At 37.8% G+C, this 16,115-nt stretch carries 16 protein-coding genes, 2 tRNA genes and 1 pseudogene; 11 read left to right on the top strand and 8 right to left on the bottom strand.

The features are described from left to right. Window positions 1–92 precede the first annotated feature (92 nt). The 4 genes and pseudogenes from AC1M9I_RS13265 (at window position 93) to ahpC (ending at window position 2,706) form a co-directional block, all read left to right on the top strand. Window positions 93–314: a transposase gene (locus AC1M9I_RS13265; RefSeq protein WP_481592845.1), complete on the top strand. Its 222-nt coding sequence runs from the start codon at window positions 93–95 to the stop codon at window positions 312–314. A 366-nt stretch (window positions 315–680) separates the two neighbouring features. Then, window positions 681–1,114: pseudogene (locus AC1M9I_RS13260) on the top strand (uroporphyrinogen decarboxylase/cobalamine-independent methonine synthase family protein); the annotation flags it as partial. 112 nt (window positions 1,115–1,226) lie between these two features. Next, window positions 1,227–1,721, top strand: coding sequence for a flavin reductase family protein (locus tag AC1M9I_RS13255; RefSeq protein WP_481592846.1), 495 nt, complete (start codon window positions 1,227–1,229; stop codon window positions 1,719–1,721). A 421-nt stretch (window positions 1,722–2,142) separates the two neighbouring features. Further along, window positions 2,143–2,706 carry an alkyl hydroperoxide reductase subunit C gene (gene ahpC, locus AC1M9I_RS13250; protein ID WP_035267594.1) on the top strand — a complete coding sequence of 188 codons (564 nt, stop codon included), beginning with the start codon at window positions 2,143–2,145 and terminating at the stop codon, window positions 2,704–2,706. A gap of 45 nt (window positions 2,707–2,751) precedes the next feature. Here ahpC and AC1M9I_RS13245 read toward each other — a convergent pair whose 3' ends face one another. Then, window positions 2,752–3,675: a LysR substrate-binding domain-containing protein gene (locus AC1M9I_RS13245; RefSeq protein WP_481592847.1), complete on the bottom strand. Its 924-nt coding sequence runs from the start codon at window positions 3,673–3,675 to the stop codon at window positions 2,752–2,754. Window positions 3,676–3,798: 123 nt separating this feature from the next. Then, a complete protein-coding gene (gene ycaC, locus AC1M9I_RS13240) occupies window positions 3,799–4,425 on the bottom strand; it encodes an isochorismate family cysteine hydrolase YcaC (RefSeq protein ID WP_035267592.1) in 627 nt (208 codons plus the stop codon). A 300-nt stretch (window positions 4,426–4,725) separates the two neighbouring features. Here ycaC and AC1M9I_RS13235 point away from each other — a divergent pair, with 300 nt between their 5' ends. The 3 genes from AC1M9I_RS13235 to AC1M9I_RS13225 all read left to right on the top strand — a co-directional run bounded on the left by AC1M9I_RS13235 (window position 4,726) and on the right by AC1M9I_RS13225 (window position 8,190). Beyond that, window positions 4,726–5,595 carry a pirin family protein gene (locus AC1M9I_RS13235; protein ID WP_035267590.1) on the top strand — a complete coding sequence of 290 codons (870 nt, stop codon included), beginning with the start codon at window positions 4,726–4,728 and terminating at the stop codon, window positions 5,593–5,595. Window positions 5,596–6,043: 448 nt separating this feature from the next. Next, window positions 6,044–7,342, top strand: coding sequence for an FAD-dependent oxidoreductase (locus AC1M9I_RS13230; protein ID WP_481594487.1), 1,299 nt, complete (start codon window positions 6,044–6,046; stop codon window positions 7,340–7,342). A gap of 8 nt (window positions 7,343–7,350) precedes the next feature. Beyond that, window positions 7,351–8,190, top strand: coding sequence for a class I SAM-dependent methyltransferase (locus tag AC1M9I_RS13225; protein WP_481594486.1), 840 nt, complete (start codon window positions 7,351–7,353; stop codon window positions 8,188–8,190). A gap of 49 nt (window positions 8,191–8,239) precedes the next feature. Here the strand turns inward: AC1M9I_RS13225 and AC1M9I_RS13220 are convergent. The 3 genes from AC1M9I_RS13220 to AC1M9I_RS13210 form a co-directional block, all read right to left on the bottom strand. Next, a tRNA-Thr gene (locus AC1M9I_RS13220) sits at window positions 8,240–8,315 on the bottom strand. Between the two features lie 177 nt (window positions 8,316–8,492). Continuing rightward, entirely contained in the window at window positions 8,493–8,720 is a 228-nt protein-coding gene (locus AC1M9I_RS13215) for a hypothetical protein (protein ID WP_035267585.1), read from the bottom strand. A 206-nt stretch (window positions 8,721–8,926) separates the two neighbouring features. Further along, window positions 8,927–9,017, bottom strand: a tRNA-Ser gene (locus AC1M9I_RS13210). Window positions 9,018–9,140: 123 nt separating this feature from the next. Here AC1M9I_RS13210 and AC1M9I_RS13205 point away from each other — a divergent pair. Beyond that, window positions 9,141–11,021: a potassium transporter Kup gene (locus AC1M9I_RS13205; RefSeq protein WP_179999076.1), complete on the top strand. Its 1,881-nt coding sequence runs from the start codon at window positions 9,141–9,143 to the stop codon at window positions 11,019–11,021. Between the two features lie 71 nt (window positions 11,022–11,092). Here the strand turns inward: AC1M9I_RS13205 and AC1M9I_RS13200 are convergent, their stop codons facing one another. Then, a complete protein-coding gene (locus AC1M9I_RS13200; RefSeq protein WP_481594485.1) occupies window positions 11,093–11,455 on the bottom strand; it encodes a hypothetical protein in 363 nt (120 codons plus the stop codon). Window positions 11,456–11,755: 300 nt separating this feature from the next. Here AC1M9I_RS13200 and AC1M9I_RS13195 point away from each other — a divergent pair, with 300 nt between their 5' ends. Together AC1M9I_RS13195 and AC1M9I_RS13190 are read left to right on the top strand one after the other, a co-directional pair. Then, a complete protein-coding gene (locus tag AC1M9I_RS13195; protein ID WP_481594484.1) occupies window positions 11,756–12,799 on the top strand; it encodes a DNA/RNA non-specific endonuclease in 1,044 nt (347 codons plus the stop codon). A gap of 73 nt (window positions 12,800–12,872) precedes the next feature. Then, a complete protein-coding gene (locus AC1M9I_RS13190; RefSeq protein ID WP_179999072.1) occupies window positions 12,873–13,118 on the top strand; it encodes a hypothetical protein in 246 nt (81 codons plus the stop codon). Between the two features lie 42 nt (window positions 13,119–13,160). Here AC1M9I_RS13190 and AC1M9I_RS13185 read toward each other — a convergent pair whose 3' ends face one another. Further along, window positions 13,161–14,168: an AraC family transcriptional regulator gene (locus AC1M9I_RS13185; protein WP_481592859.1), complete on the bottom strand. Its 1,008-nt coding sequence runs from the start codon at window positions 14,166–14,168 to the stop codon at window positions 13,161–13,163. A 199-nt stretch (window positions 14,169–14,367) separates the two neighbouring features. On the opposite strand from AC1M9I_RS13185, the gene AC1M9I_RS13180 reads away from it, so the two are divergent. Then, window positions 14,368–15,003 carry a sterol desaturase family protein gene (locus AC1M9I_RS13180; protein ID WP_180028773.1) on the top strand — a complete coding sequence of 212 codons (636 nt, stop codon included), beginning with the start codon at window positions 14,368–14,370 and terminating at the stop codon, window positions 15,001–15,003. Window positions 15,004–15,269: 266 nt separating this feature from the next. Here the strand turns inward: AC1M9I_RS13180 and hisF are convergent, their stop codons facing one another. After that, window positions 15,270–16,028 (bottom strand): imidazole glycerol phosphate synthase subunit HisF, encoded by a 759-nt coding sequence (gene hisF, locus AC1M9I_RS13175; protein WP_481592860.1) that lies wholly within the window; start codon window positions 16,026–16,028, stop codon window positions 15,270–15,272. Window positions 16,029–16,115 lie beyond the last annotated feature (87 nt).

Genomic DNA, 16,115 nt, shown 5'->3' with positions numbered 1-16,115 from the left:
TTGAGCCTCTTCGATATCAGAATCCATACTCTCGATTTAAATATTTAATATTATTTTTAATTTTACATGAGCTCATTAATGAGTAAGTGAAAATGAATATCTCTAATGGCTGGACTACAGCAAAAGCAGTGAATGGTGAAACCATTCGAATTAACATTATCCCATTTCATAAAGTTCAAAATACGATGAGAGGGCAAATTCTTGTAGAAGTTTATAAACAAGTTGAAGTCGAATCAGGTGAAGTATTTGAAATAAACTTAGATGGCCGATCTTTTTTCTTGGGATTTAATAATCTATATAAGATTATGATTTAAAAATATTTTTCATAAATGATGCTATTTTTAGTAGTAAAACCTTTAAAGATCATCAAGATAAATTTAAGAAAGCGATACAAAATCACAGACTCTGGTCTCGAGAGGATATAGTAGCAAGTATCCCAGCATAAAAATAAGAGAAGCCTAGATTCACTATCTAGGCTCTTTTTTTTAGGTAGTCATGATAGGTTTATTGATCGAATTATTTTGATTGGTCTTAAGTAAATATACCGTGAATAATCTGAGCACAGTTCATCATAGAACTTATAGACTCGTAATTCGAGCGACGTTAGATCGCTACTTGATTGGTTTCTATTTATGACCTTGAGTAATTTGATACAAAGCTAATTTTGATTTGTCTAGAGAATTGCTATTCTTGAGCTAGCGCTTGAAAATTTGAAATGTGAAACCGCCATACATATTTGTTAAAGTTATTCTATGAAAGATAATAAAAATGGGAAACGAATTTTGAGTAATGAACGGCGTCCTTTTGAAACGTCACTCCCGATACTACAAAAATCTAAGTTGGGGCATCATTTCTTTAGAGTGCAAAACTCACATATATCCATGGATCTTATTGAACTGATTCGTGGAAGAAAGTCATGATCGGTGCAATCGATGTGGCAACCAATCAAATTGAAACACTTGACGAGATGGTGAACACTTTGCGTAAAGTTTTGCAATTTGTCGATGCTGATAAGCTATACCCTTCAACCAACTGTGGAATGATACCACTGTCTCGTCACGAGGGACGTGACAAACTTGAAGCCTTAAGCACGGGTTCAGCGATCTTAAACTAAGAAATTAGTGCTTTAGCTGTGTTTATTTTCTACATTCAAGATGGATCATCTGTGCAATCACCTATATCCTAGGTTCGCACGAGTTTAGCAGTTTATATTTGAGAAGAGAAAAATGGTTGAAGCTTCAGACTACAGAAACGCAATGTCTTTATTAACCACTGCAGTCAATATTATTACAACAGCTGGTGAAACAGGACAGCATGGTTTCACGGCGTCTGCTGTATGTAGCGTTACTGATTCACCTGCTACACTTTTGGTGTGTATGAATCAATCATCCCGATCTCATCAGTATTTTATTGAGAACAAAGTTTTATCTGTCAATGTGCTCAGTTCTCAACATGAGTCTCTTTCAAATGCTTTTGCATCGAGTCAATTGAGTGCAGAACAACGTTTTGGATTAGCCCAATGGGGTAAATTGAAAACAGGTTGCCCGGTCTTAAAGGACGCTTTAGTCAGTTTTGATTGTGAGATTGAGCAAATTCAACAAGTGGGCACACACAGTATTTTTATTTGCCGAGTTGTAGCTATTCAACAAAGCTCGCAAGAGGAAAGTCTTGTCTATTTTAATCGATCTTATCATCAGGTTAATGCAAAAGAGGAAGTTTAATGAGCTAGAGCAGCAAGATTTTCAATCGTTTCATATAATGATTATAGAAATAGATCAGCGCTTGATTAATGATCTCGGGAAAAGATGGTGAATCGTAAGCCTCGAACAGTGAGCTTTCATAGTGTGAGGTTAAGCCCAATGGATATTACTCGAATTGTTTATGATCATACAGAGTGAATGATCTTTCTCTTTGGGATGAAAAAAGACAAGTATTATTTTCAAAAATTTGAAACCAATTGAATAAATTTCAAAAAATAAACAGTGTTTTATATTTGATTCATTCTCTTAAAGAAATATATTAACTTTTAAATCTAGAAATTCGATTGTTTTTATAAATACTTTCGGTTTTACCAATTTAATCATCTTTTGTATTCTCTATTTCAATGAAGCAACACTCTCACAAAGAAATAGAGGAAAACACATGAGTTTAATCAATACTGAAGTCAAACCATTCAATGCAACTGCTTATCAAAATGGTGAGTTCATTGAAGTTTCTGAGCAAGATTTTAAAGGTAAATGGTCTGTTGTCTTTTTCTATCCTGCAGATTTTACATTTGTATGTCCAACAGAATTAGGCGATCTTGCTGATAACTATGCTGAATTCCAAAAGTTAGGTGTAGAAATTTATGGTGTATCTACAGATACTCATTTCACACATAAAGCTTGGCATGATACTTCTGATGTGATTGGTAAAATTCAGTATCCACTTATTGGTGACCCAACGTGGACATTGTCTAAAAACTTTGATGTATTGATTGAATCTGAAGGTTTGGCAGATCGTGGTACATTTGTAATTGATCCTGAAGGAAAAATTCAAATTGTAGAGATTAATGCAGGTGGTATTGGTCGTGATGCTCAAGAACTTCTTCGCAAAGTGAAAGCGGCTCAATATGTTCATGCTCACCCAGGCGAAGTATGTCCTGCGAAATGGAAAGAAGGTGATGCTACACTTGCACCATCAATCGATCTTGTTGGTAAGATCTAAATTAAGTTGAAAAGTAAAGAACCAGCACGATGTGCTGGTTTTTTATTAAGAGGCATAACCTTCTTGATTTTGTGCTGCTTGTCGTAAACCTTCAACCAAGTGGTCGATGAGTTTTTCCATCACGAGTCGTTGTCCTTTACGTGATGCATAAACGAGTTGCACAGTCCCTATATTTGAGCACCAGTCAGGCAAGATGTGTATAAGCCGTCCTGCTGCCAAATCCTTTTGCACTGTAAGATAAGGTAGATCTGCAATACCTAATCCATCCATTACTGAATAATACACACCAGCCAAATCATTACTTTTAATACGTGGTTGTAATGGAATTTCAATGAGATCATGCCCTTCAATTCGGTGCAAATTCCATTGATAATGAGTTTTTTGAGTGCCTAAAACAATTGTTGGAAAATCATTGATTTCAGTTGGATATTCTAAAACGCGACCCTGTAAAAGCTCAGGGGTTGCCACTAAACAATGAGTGGTTTTGATGACATCACGAACCACGATGGTGGAGTCTTCATTGGCAGAAAAATTAGTTCTGATCGCCAAGTCAATATCATCGTGCAATACATCTACGCGTCGGCTGGTTAATTCCATCTCGACTTGAACTTGTGGATAGCGCTTCAAAAAATCATTGAGTAAAGAGCGAATTTGATAACGCATCATTACGGGTGGGCAACTAATTTTAACTAGACCCTGAGGTTCACTTTTCTGTTTAAGTAAAACATTATGAGCGCAATCAGCTTGGTTGATTACTTTTTCACATTCTTGAAAAAATTCTTGACCTAAAGGCGTTACTTTGAAATGGCGAGTAGAACGTTGAATGAGTGTGACATTAAATTTTGCTTCGAGTTCTAAAATACGTCGACTAAGCTTTGATTTAGTTATATTTGACGCGTCACTAGCAGCACTGAAACCGCCGTATTTAACGACCAAATAAAAATAGTAATAGTCATCAAATGAATGCAATTTTCACCTCGACGCCTGATCCGATAAAGTTTAAGCATAGGTTAAACTAAGCCGTTCAAGAAATCATCTTGGGTTTTGAATATGGTAAAAAAAAAGCGACCCAAAGGTCGCTTTTATTAAATATTATTTTTTAGTGGTGTTCTTTACATAGCTAACCATTAAGTTTTTATAGTCAGGAATATGCTCACCGAATAAAGCACCTAAACCTTCGATATCATTACGCCAGTCACGATGTAACTCACCTGCAGCACCAAACCATGTCATAAGTTGAGCACCTGCTTGAGACATGCGGTTCCATGCAGCATCGCGCGTAATTTGGTTGAATGTACCAGATGCATCAGTAATCACGAATACATCAAAGTCTTCAGCAAGAGCTGAAAGTGTAGGGAATGCAACACATACTTCAGTCACAACACCAGCGATGATCAGTTGTTTTTTACCTGTCGCTTTAACAGCATTTACAAAATCTTCGTTATCCCAAGCATTGATTTGACCTGGACGCGCGATATATGGAGCATCAGGGAACATTTCAACTAATTCTGGAACGAGTGGACCATTAGGACCATCTTCAAAACTTGTTGTTAAAATTGTCGGCAAGTTAAAGTATTTTGCTGCTGCTGCGAGTGCTAAAACATTGTTTTTAAACTTATCAGGATCGATATCACGTACAAGAGAAAGAAGACCTGTTTGGTGATCGACTAAAAGCACTACTGCATTATCTTTATCTAAACGAACGTAAGGTTTGCCCATTATTATTAGCCTCTATGATGTTAGTAAGTGTGAATACGTATCAATGAACTCGTATTCAGTCACCAGTTATATTAGACTGAAAATGAGATAAATTTGTGACCATTTTTAGGATAATTAGTCTTATTAATAGGAATATTGTAATCATGAATTTAAAATTTCAGTGAATAGTCACATATATGAATTAATTTAGATTTTTATAATCATAAAAATAGGAATCTGTGTGGCAGTAAAGCTCTTTTTATTTTCTGTGCAAAGTCTAAAATGAGCGCATGTTCATCCTATCGAATATAGGAGTAAAAGATGAAAAGAGTAATTGGGGTTTATCGTAACCAACATACACATTGGGTTGGTGATGGTCTGCCAGTGCGTAACTTATTTTCTTATGATCGGTTAGGTCAAGCACTTAGTCCTTTTTTGTTATTAGATTACGGTGCACCACATCACTTTGAGCCAACGACACGTCAGTTAGGTGTTGGTTCACATCCTCATCGCGGATTTGAAACAGTGACTATCGCCTATCAAGGTGGTTTGGCACATAAGGATTCCAGTGGCGGTGGTGGTGTTATCGAGGCAGGAGATGTGCAATGGATGACTGCTGGGGCTGGATTGGTTCACGAAGAGTTTCATTCTCCTGAATTTGCTCAAAAAGGTGGAATTCTTGAAATGGCACAGCTTTGGGTCAATCTACCAGCCAAAGATAAAATGACTCAACCACGTTATCAAGCGATCACATCTCATGATATTCCAACAATTACCATGGATGATGATGCTGGTCACATCCGTGTAATTGCGGGTGAGTTTGGTGGTCATTATGGTCCTGCTGAAACATTTACTCCAATAAATGTGTGGGATGGTCAGCTTAAAGCTGAGTATGAAACATTCATACATGTTCCTGTAGATCACAATGTATTGGTTGTAGTGTTGAATGGTGAACTCGTAATTAATGGGACTCAAAAAGTTCTAGACAGTTCAATTGTGATGTTTGCTCGTGATGGTGAGGCAGCAATTCAATTGCAAGCATATAAAGATACACAATTTTTAGTGCTTACAGGTGAGCCACTAAATGAGCCAATTCAAGGGCATGGACCATTCGTCATGAACACCAAAGAAGAAATCATTCAAGCTTTTCATGATTTCAATAATGGTAAATTTGGTGAAATTGCACGTTAATTGGAACGACAAAAGCGGAAATATCATTTCCGCTTTTTTTGTGATCATCATTTTAAAAAAATAAAGGACCTCTATCCCACACAACAGAGGTCCTTATACGCTGTAATTTATATTTATTTTCTAGATCACATTCTATTTGTGCTTCTTATTAATGTGATGTAGTTCTCATTTTCAAAACAATGATAATGCATTTTTTTTAAGCTGTAAACTAAAAAATTAAATTATTGGTGAAAATATCTATTTTGTTTTTAAACATATTTTTTAATTTCTTAAAAAATACAAGTGTATTAAATATTTAGCGTATGATGAATAGTGTAGCAAGAATTTTACGTAAATTTATTTGATTAAAAATTAATCAAAAACAAATAAAATCTGGAAGTTTTTAATAGCAAGTTTCAAAGTGTTCTATCGCATAATTAAAAAAATTTTTAATGCTTGGATCATAATTTTGAAAATTGCAGTGATTGGAAGTGGTATGGCAGGGTTGGCAACTGCGAGAATTCTCAAGGATGCTGGTCACCAGATCACAGTTTTCGAGGCGCTTCCAGGGCGTGGTATGGATAGTTATAGTCTTGAGTATGAAGGTGGGATTATTGATTCGCCATTACGTGTCATGAATCCAATGCTCTGGAAAAATACATTGAGTCTTGCCACACATTTGGGTCTCAACACTTTTCCAGTACGTACATATATGTCATGTAGCTGGTTATTTGAAGATAAAATCGAAACTTGGCTGACAACATCACGTTCACGCATAGGCAACTTTCCAATCATTAACAATCGAAAAGGATTAAAGCAATATGGCATCCGTTTAGTGAAAGGGATGTTACAACTTAGATCTGCATTGAAGCAGTTTTTTAAATCTAAAAATCAAGATATCACTTTAGATGAGTTCGTTAAATATAACCAAATAGAAGAAGTATTTTGGAATGGGGCAGTCATGCCTGTCCTATTTACCATTTGTACATGTGATGCAAAAACCATTGGTGAATGGCCAGCAAAACCATTGTTGATTTTCTTACGCCAACTGACGGATGGAGATGCACTCCTTCGAATTCAAGGTGGGACGCCAGCTTTCGTTGATAAATTGCTGGAAGATATCGATTTAAGAAGTGGGCAGCCCATTACTCGTGTACAAGAGCAAGGTGATTTAGTCTATGTGGAAAATGAAGCAGGTGAATCTGACTTATTTGATCGCGTGATTGTCGCGACACCAACAACAAAAGTTCATGAGTTTTTAGATGCTGAACAGTTTGCGGATGATATTGCACTTCTCAAACAATTTAAGTTTGTTGATGGTGAATTGGTCATTCATACTGATTCAGTGGTAATGCCTGTGAAGCGTAAAGATTGGTGCGTATTGAGTTATATGATGGATCGTAAATTTACTAAACAGCATTTCACTGTTTGGCTGAATTCGATTGAGCCAACATTAGTGGGTAAATCTCCTGTTTTTCAAACTTGGAATCCAGTAATTGAGATTGATCCTAAAAAAGTAATACATAAAGTGAAACTCACTAGAGCTGTTGTAGACCGACATACTCTACCACTAACGCATGAGTTGAATGCTCTTCACCAACAACAAGGTCGTAAAGTATTTTATTGTGGCTCTTGGTCATGTGATGGATTACCAATTTTGGAGTCAGCGGTGACTTCAGCAATGGATATAGCAAAATTACTCGATGCGCCGTTACCATTTTTAGGTTTAAAGCCTAAGGTACAGGTTGCACCAGAGTTAGGATATTAAGGGATTGAATGAAGAAGCTCCAAGCATGGATGAAAGCCCCTCGACATAAATATGCGATCAATGCAGCTTTATTGGGGGATTACCGTAATTGTGCTTGGAGTAATTTAGGTCTGTGGAAAACTGACCAGCTGAATTATCCACAAGCCTGCGAGTTACTCGCAATAACCCTTGCTCAATCTATTGATTTAAATTCAAAAGATAAATTAATTGATTTAGGTTGTGGACAAGGTGCTAGCCTAATTTTATGGAAAGAAAAATTTCAAATCGAATACTTGGAAGGAATTGAATTACAAGAATATTATGTAAATCATACGCGTAAGTTTTTACCTCATGTCAATCGGATCTCGCAGGGAACATTTTTAAATTTAGAATCTAGATCATTTGAATTTAAATTTGATGCGGCAATTTGCATCGATGCTGCTTATCACAGCAATTTGAATTTATTTCTTCGTTCTATAGATGGGGTTTTGAATTCAAAAGGACGCTTAGCATTTCATTATCTTGCTTTGAATTCAAAGTTCTATACTTTGAGTCCTCTAGCGCAATTGAAAGTTAAATTATTATTAAAAGCAGCTGACGTTCAACTGAACCATTTGCACTCATTCGATGAAACGCAATCAATCTTAGTGCAAACGGGTTTTAGAGATATACATATTCAAGATTTGAGTCACGAGGTATTTGCAGGATTTGCAACGTATATTCAGAGTGATATTTTTAAAAATAACATCCAAGCTCATTCGTATCACGTTTTAGATTTGGCAAAAATTAAGATGACAGCAAAGTTGTGTGCGAAACTTTATCAAGAGGGGATCGTGCGATATGTACAAGTGAGTGCAAGTAAAAAATAAATCATCAAAAACAACAAAGCCTCACTAAAAAGCGAGGCTAAGTATAAAATGGTGCCGGCACACGGATTCGAACTGTGGACCTACTGATTACAAGTCAGTTGCTCTACCAACTGAGCTATGCCGGCAACGTGGAGAGAATAATAGCGTTTTTTCACTAAAACGCAAGTCAAAAATTAATCGATTAATTAAAATTGAGCAGGATGAATTGTTTTTGCTTTATTTTTGATCGTCTTTTCTCCTCATTTTATAGTGATGCCCGTCATAGCGTGTACAGGCATCTTGAGAAAATTTTATAGGATCAGCTATTTGTTTTTTAGAATACGATCAAGGTCTTGTGCACACTCTTCAAGAGTATAAGCCATATCAAATTGCATTTGAGGTTTTAACTCTTGTGCTAATTTTCTCCATTGCTCAATTAATCTTAGCGCTTTTTGAATTTTGTGTTTATTCACATCTTTAGCGATAGTGGGTGTGTAGCCACCACGTTTTGCATTTTTAATTTGTTTTACATAGTTGGCGCTGTTATTCATATTATCTCCGGAATAGCAGGTTCTCTATTTTATAGGTGTGCAAAAATCATCTATTTGAATAACGTTGTTAGGTTGTTCAGCTCCTTAAGTATTGTTTTTATTAACTTAACATGATGTTGATGACAGTAAAATGAAGCGAGATACGTGCCAAAAGCGAAGTTTTAGGCGAAAAAAAACCGAATCTCATGATTCGGTTTTTTAAATTCTGGCGGTGAAAGAGGGATTCGAACCCTCGATACGCTATTAACGTATACACACTTTCCAGGCGTGCTCCTTCAGCCACTCGGACACTTCACCAAGGCGTGCGATGATAACTAAAAAAAAAGCAGATGCCAAGTTGAAACAATTGATTTAAAGAAAAAGTTTTTAGCCAGTGATATGATTGCCGAAAAATTCTGTCGAATGCATGAAGACTAAAATATGCAAAGCACTGCAAAAAAAGCCGCACTTCCTGCGGTAACATTGGCAGCATTAGGGGTGGTGTTTGGTGACATTGGAACCAGTCCTCTGTATGCATTGCGTCAATGCTTCCTTACGGCTCATATTGCAATTACTGAGGCAACCGTTCTGGGCATTTTGTCGCTCATTTTCTGGTGCATGATGCTCACCATCAGCTTTAAATATGTCTCAGTCATTATGAAGGCAGATAACAATGGTGAAGGCGGTATTATGTCGCTTCTTGCCTTAAATCTACGTTCAACTCGTATTGCAGATCAGCGCAAAATTTATCTCATTGCCTTGGGCTTTATCGGTGCATCACTTTTTTTTGGTGATGGCATTATTACCCCAGCAATTTCTATTTTATCTGCGATTGAAGGTTTAAGTATTGCGACACCGATGTTTAATCAATGGTTATTACCATTGGCCGTCGGTATTTTAACAGCACTGTTTTTAATTCAGCGCCACGGCACGGCGACCATGGGTAAGTTCTTTGGACCAATCACATTATTGTGGTTTGCATCTATTGGACTATTAGGCTTATGGAGTGTTATGCAAACACCGTTCGTGTTGGCAATGATCAGTCCGCACTGGGCGTTTGGCTTTATCATCAACCAACCTTTTGTTGCATTCCTCACGATGGGTGCCGTCATTTTAACGATGACGGGGGGTGAAGCACTATATGCAGATATGGGACATTTTGGTCGCATGCCCATTAAGCTTGCTTGGTTTGTGATTGTATTGCCAAGTCTAGTTTTTAACTATGCGGGTCAAGGTGCTTTACTTTTACGAGACCCAAATGCAATTGAGAACCCATTTTACCTGTTGGTCCCTGATTGGGCTTTATTTCCAATGATTGGTCTTGCAACCGCTGCTGCTGTGATTGCCTCACAAGCGGTGATTACGGGCGTATTCTCAATGGTCAATCAAGCGATCCAATTACGCTATTTACCGCGTTTAACCGTGCAACACACCTCTGATATTGAACAAGGACAAATCTATGTCCCATTCATCAACTGGGTATTATTTATTTCAGTCATTATTCTCATTTTATTATTTGAAAATAGTGCGAATCTTGCCAGTGCCTATGGTGTAGCAGTGACCATGACTATGCTGTGTGGTACGATTTTAATTTCGATTTTAGCTTATGGCGTTTGGCGCTGGCCTGTTTGGAAAGTAGCCCTTTTTGCTGTGCCTTTATTGATCATCGACCTCATTTTTGTTGCTTCGACTTCTTTAAAAATTGTTGGTGGTGGATGGGTGCCAATCTTGATTGGTGCAATTGTATTTACCGTTTTAATGACGTGGAAAGATGGCCGTCAAATCGTACTTAATAAGCTTGAGTCTGATGCGTTACCTATTGATCTCTTTATTCAAAGTGTCAAGATGAGTGATGAAACTCTGATCGTTCCTGGGGATGCAATTTTCCTCACAGGAACACCTAATATCGTTCCTCATGCGATGTTGCACAATATTAAGCATAATAAGGTTCTACACGAACGTAATATGATGATTACGGTCATTACTAAAGATGTACCTTATGTACCTGATATTGAGAGAATTCGTGTAGAGAAGATGGATAATCGATTCTTTAGGATTTTTGTATATTATGGGTTTAAAGACCAACCCAACATTCCAGTCGCGCTGAAAGCGGCATATGAGCAGTTAAATTTTGAATTTGATATGATGCAAATTAGTTTCTTTATTTCACGTGATCGTCTGATTCATACCGTGGGAGAAGGAATGGCGCCATGGCGTGAAAAATTATTTATTTCAATGCAGCGGAATACGAGTCCTGTGAGTGATTTCTATTTAATTCCTCCAAATCGCGTGGTCGAAATGGGAAGCCAGATCGAAATCTGAGTAAGCGTTTGCTAAAATTTTGGATATAAAAAAACCGCCTCTAAGGCGGTTTTTTTATTAAGTCTAATACCTTACTCAGCCACTGGTGCTTCTACAGGCGCTTCTTCAGTTGCATTTACTTCAGGTTGAGCTGGAACTGCAGTTTGTGCTTGAGGAGCAGTTTCTTCTGCTTCAGCAGGTGGTAAGTTTCCAATAGGCGCTTTCGCATCAGCAGGCGCTTGTGTTGTAGCACCTTCAGAAATAACTTTCATCTGACCATTAGCTAATACTTCTTGTAAAGTACCAGGCTGACCATTCACTGTTGTTACGACTTTAGCTTTAGAAAGGCTTTCCAAAGTTTCGCCAGCTTGAACTGGTGGCTCAGCAAATGCACTTGCACTTGCCAAAGATAAACCCATTACTAATGCTGTCAAAGAAGTATGTGATAATTTCATAGTGTCCTCACTTTCAATTCTTTTAATTTACTAAATAACTTTTATAGCATCTCACAAGTAATTGATGTAATTCAATCAAATACACGTAAAACCTTAAAGAGTATTAAAAAACTATTCTATAAAAACAACAATTTGTTACTTATTTTGAGTGATATTTGAACGGAATGCGAAGATCCTTTATTCACTTGAAAATTCACTTAATGTACTTCAAATTCATAGCTTGTTAAGCTGTGGCCGGTTTTGAATAAAGCCCACGCATTGGGCCAGAAGTTGAACACGGAATGAATAGGTAATCTGAGTTTGAATAATATTGTGGTAAAAGCTGTATTAGGTATTGTTGCAGCAGGAAGCTTTGCAATTGCTTTCGGTCAAGAAAAGTTGTCTTCATATCTGCCATTTTCAGGTTCGGTTAATAATACAGCTTGTCTAAATCAATTTTATCGCCAAGAGCCACCTTATTTAATCAAAGAGAGCTTAAATAAAGATCGCTACCCATTATGCTTTAATGGATTCACCACTATGTATTCTGGTGTCTCAAAAACACCATTATGGGTAGCTGAATATCTGAATCCAGATCGGCTGAGCCAAAAAATAAAAAGAGAAGACAGTTTCCATGAGGAGACTCGTGTAGCAGAAAAGCATCGAGCATTATTATCAGATTATCGTGGGTCGGGATATGACCGTGGTCATATGGCTCCAAATGCTGATATGCCAAATAAAGCTGCACAGTACGACAGTTTTTCTTTAGCCAATATGGTTCCTCAAGCTCCGCAGAATAACCAACAAATCTGGCGAGAAATTGAGGAAGCGACACGTGCAATCGTTACGAAGCAGAAACATGATGTGTATGTGATTACCGGGCCTGTATATAGTGGCAAAAAACTGAAAACTATTGGACGCGGTGTTATTGTTCCAACAGCGGTGTTTAAAGCCGTGTATATACCTAAAACAGGTGCTATTGGCGCATATTACGCTCCCAATAATAATTCACTACAGATGCAAGTGGTCAGTGTATGTCAGTTAGAAGAAGTGCTTGGCATGAATTTGTTTCCTCAACTTACATCTGAGCAAAAGCGAAATACTTATAAATTGCCATTAAAAGCCAATCAGGTCAAAGCCCAACAAGCCATAGAGTATTCGCACTGGGATGCCGAAAGCCAATGTGCAGTTGATATCTCAACAGATCAACTCAAAGCGCTGCAAAAAGAGTTTAGTAGTCAAAGCGTACCTGTCAATACAACCGCAACGAATCAAGAGGCTAAGATCGATGAACAAGCACAAGATGCAATCGTGAAAGAGTTGGTTCAAGCGTTGTTGCAATATTTATTACAAATCCTTAAATAAAAAAAGCTCGAATTCGCCCTGAAGATTCATTTATCTTCAGGGATTGATATTTATAAACTTAAAGAGATTTGCCATGTTTAAGCCTTTTGAAAATGGGACTGAGTCACATTCCATTCATGACTTGACGCTTGAAAACGATCTTGATCGTGTGAGTATTTATGGCAACTTGCAAATCACCAAAGATCAAGCCGGTTTAGCCGCTGCGAAAGCGTTAAAACAATATTTAGATGCAATGGTCATCTACTTAGAAGATCAAAAAAATTTAGCAGAAAAAATAGAAACGACGGCTGAGAATGAAATAGAAAATCCTTTCTTGTGATTCATCAATCATCTTTGGACTGAAGACTTAAATTCACAATCATCAAGTGCGAATATGATGTTGAATACGCCACTGTTGGGGTGTCATCTTCATCCACTGACGAAATGCGCGTTGGAATGCACTTTGTTCAGAATAACTGAGCAATAACGAAATCTCATGTAAGCTGAGATAAGGATCTTGTAGATATTGAATCGCTAGAAGTTTGCGGACTTCTTGAACACGCTGCTGATAGGTATCACCTTGATTTTGTAAATGGCGCTGAAGTTGTCTGACGGACATTCCCACTTGTTCTGCGACAGTTTGAATTTGATAATTGTGTCTCTGTATTCCAATCAGAATGGCTTGCTGTAACCGCTCATCGATTTGTGTGTTGTTGGGGAGTCGACTTAACAAATCTTGAGCTTGTTGCATCAGGAGTTTTTGTAAAGTTTGATCAGCTTGTTTAATCGGTGCTTGTAGGAGCTGGCTTGGAAAAGTAAGCTTGACATGAGGCTGAGAGAATTTTACTTTGCTCTGAAAAAAACGCTCATAAATCGCAATATTTTTTGGTGCTGGAAAGCGAAAGTGAATTTCTTGAATATGTAAATGCTCAATACCCGCATAACGTTTTAGAAATTCAACCAATAATGCCATCGCAATTTCATCCGTGATTTGTGTCGACAAATGCATCGGCAAATCTTCCCAACGTACGCTAAATACGCCTTGCTCCAGATCAACGGCGAGAGGTGTACCATCATAAATTAAACGATGATATTCATGATAACGGGTGAGTGCTTCTGCTAGGTTATCGCATGATAAAGCGATATACGCGATAATGCCTAAATGTTGCGGTTTGACCCATTGAGCAATTTCTAACCCTAAAGCAGGTTGTGGGTGTGCTTCATAAATTTCATTTAATATTTCACGCCAAATGCTAAAGTCAAAGCGCTCAGCTTGCTGAATACTTGCCAATTTTGCAGAAATAGGGAGACCGTTCTCTTCACAATAATTATGTAAGAGATGTCCAAGTCCACCATGAACCGAGCCTGAATAATCCTTTATCTGCTGCATGTGATTAATACTTTTCTTGTTTTATCAATTGAAATCACGATGAGTTATTAAGCCTGTTTTTACAGTGCCATACAAGCGCTTTTTCTACCATACGACATTGAAAAATATGTCGTGATTTGTCAATGAAAATTTTATCTTGCGTCAATGGTTGAGAGCTTGAGTTAGATATATTGAAAGAAAAGAAACAGGGATTTTGAACATGATTAAAGGTTTTGTTGCAGGCTTAATCATTGCCAATGGATTTGAATGGGTCGCGCATAAATATGTTCTACATGGTGTACACCGTCCGGGTAAAGCGAGGTTTAGTCCTGTGCCTAAAAATATGGAATCTCATTGGGCACATCATCGTGAAGTTAGAACACAAGATTTCCATGATGAGGGTTATGTAGAGGGAATCTCAAATTGGCGAACAAAAAATGAAATCGTATCATTGGGGATTGTTGCTGCTGTATTTGGAACAGCATTTTATCCAATCTCGAAAGGCATGAGTTTATCCGTGCTTTATAGTGCTTGTAACTACTACTACACGCATCGCAGAGCTCACCTCGAACCTCATTGGGCAAAAAAGAAAATTCCTTGGCACTATGACCACCATATGAACGCCAATCAAGATGCAAATTGGTGTGTCACTAAGCCTTGGTTTGATTACATTTTAGGGACACGTGTCATTTCAACGCCAGATTTGAAGGAAGATAACCCTTTAGGGGTGCAGTTACCGTCTTTTATTTCAAAACGAGTCAATCATATTGTTGAACAATATTTCCCCGCAAAGTGGGTTGAGCAGAAAGCAGCGCGTTCCGATATTTCAAAAAAAGCTTTGGCTATAGTGGAGTAAGTCAGATTAGATATGGAATTGGCTGAATTGACGTCTGATTTGTCATGTTTGGTCAATAAAATATGTAGCTTTTGTCAAGATTTCGTGCAGATCTGTCATTTATGATATGAGATGAATAAATCGGAGAATGAAAATCTGATGGTAGAACTCTCCAGTTTATCGCTTTGCATAACGAACCAAGCGCTGTTTTTTCTTGGTTTTTAGGGCCTTCGGGCTCTTTTTTTTGCAAAAAAAAGAGGCATTTGCCTCTTTTTTATGGGGCGTGATTAAAGACGCATTTCAATGCCTTGTTCAGCTAAATATTGTTTTGCTTCCGGGATGGTGTGTTGACCAAAGTGGAAGATAGAGGCTGCAAGCACCGCATCAGCACCCCCTTGTAAAATTCCGTCTGCTAGATGTTGAAGATTACCCACACCACCTGAAGCAATCGTTGGAATCGTTACACGATCATTAATGTGACGCATCAATGCTAAGTCATAACCAGCTTTTGTACCATCTGCATCCATTGACGTAATGAGCAATTCTCCTGCGCCGTATTCTGCCATTTTCACAGACCATTCAATCGCATCGATACCCGTTGGTTTGCGACCACCATGTGTGAAAATTTCCCACTTATTTTCCCCCGTTTTTTTTGCATCAATCGCAACTACAATACATTGTGCACCAAAACGTTGAGAGGCTTCTTGAACGAATTCAGGATTAAAGACAGCAGCTGAGTTAATACTGACTTTGTCTGCACCAGCGTTAAGCAATAAACGAATATCTTCAACTTTACGAACACCGCCACCTACGGTCAGTGGTACAAATACAGTTTCAGCCATACGCTCAACCGTACGGTAAGTGGTGTCACGCCCATTAGATGTTGCAGTGATATCGAGAAAAGTAATCTCATCTGCACCTTGTTCGTTATAACGACGTGCTACTTCAACTGGGTCGCCTGCATCACGAATATCAAGGAATTGAACACCTTTTACAACTCGACCGTTATCTACGTCGAGGCAAGGAATAATACGTTTAGCAAGCATAATTTTTTCCAAAAATAACAGCCGATTATGAAACTTACAGACTTTGGTGCTACACCTTGGTAGTCGGAGCAGGTATTCTATCAAAAT

The sequence above is a fragment of the Acinetobacter sp. ANC_7553 genome, assembly GCF_056779895.1.
This window is presented reverse-complemented; position numbering and strand designations above follow the sequence as displayed.